Annotated in this window: 2 protein-coding genes; both read right to left on the bottom strand. The window is 58.5% G+C overall.

The genetic code is table 11. The annotated features are described in order from the left end of the window. Positions 1-586 (bottom strand): Ig-like domain-containing protein (locus ABD949_RS05265; protein WP_345241321.1); only part of this gene is annotated, 586 nt, incomplete at its 3' end. Further along, positions 504-881 (bottom strand): Ig-like domain-containing protein, encoded by a 378-nt coding sequence (locus tag ABD949_RS05260; protein ID WP_425576729.1) that lies wholly within the window; start codon positions 879-881, stop codon positions 504-506. The genes ABD949_RS05260 and ABD949_RS05265, both read right to left, overlap by 83 nt. Positions 882-924: the final 43 nt, after the last annotated feature.

Raw genomic sequence — 924 nt, 5'->3', positions numbered from 1 at the left:
TGGTCACCGTGGCCAGACTGGCCGGTACGGTACCGTTGCGGTCGGCATCATTGGCCAGCACATTGACCGTGGTGGGCTGGTTAAACGCTACCGTTGCTACATCCGCATTAGCCACTGGTGCGGCACTGCCTATGTTGACCACCACCAGAGCGGTGTCACACAAACTGGTGTTGGCTACATCACAGATGCGGTAGATGAACTGGTCGGTTCCGGCAAAGCCACTGTTAGGCGTGTAGCTGATGCTGCCATCGGCGTTGAGCGTTACCGTACCGTTATTGGGTGCATCCACAATCACCGGCGCGGTGACGTTGGTCAGGCTGGCCGGCTGGTTGCCGCGGGCTTCATCGTTGAGCAGCACCGGGATCTGCACGGCTGTGTTAAGAGCCGTCACATAGTTATCGCGGTTAGCCTCCGGCACCACCGTGCCCACGTTGATGACCACCAGGGCCGAATCGCACAACAGCGTGTTGACCCGGTCGCAGATGCGGTAGATCAGCGTATCGCTACCGGCAAAGCCTGCGTTCGGCGTGTACGTAATCGAACCTGTGCTGTTGACCACCACCGTACCGTTGCTGNCGGGCCGCATCGTTAACCAATACGGGGATGGTCACCTCCTGCGCAAAAGCCGTGCTAGCATCGTCACGGTTAGCCACCGGCGGTACTGACGGTACCGTGAAAATCACCTGTGCCGTGGCACACACATTCGGGCTGATGATCGAGCAGATCTGATACGTCAAGGTATCATTGCCGGCAAAACCAGGTGCCGGCGTGAAAGTAATCGTGCCATCCGGGTTGACCACGGCTGAGCCGTTGTTGGGCTGATCCACAATCGTTGGTGCGGTCACATTAGCCAGCGTGGCCGGCTGACCGTTACCCGCCAGATCATTACTCAGTACACTGACCGTTACCGGCTGACCAAAGCTA

Source organism: Nibrella saemangeumensis (genome assembly GCF_039541915.1).
GTDB classification, from domain to species: domain Bacteria; phylum Bacteroidota; class Bacteroidia; order Cytophagales; family Spirosomataceae; genus Nibrella; species Nibrella saemangeumensis.
The sequence above is the reverse complement of the archived record's forward strand: the minus strand, read 5'-3'. Positions and strand labels throughout refer to the sequence as shown.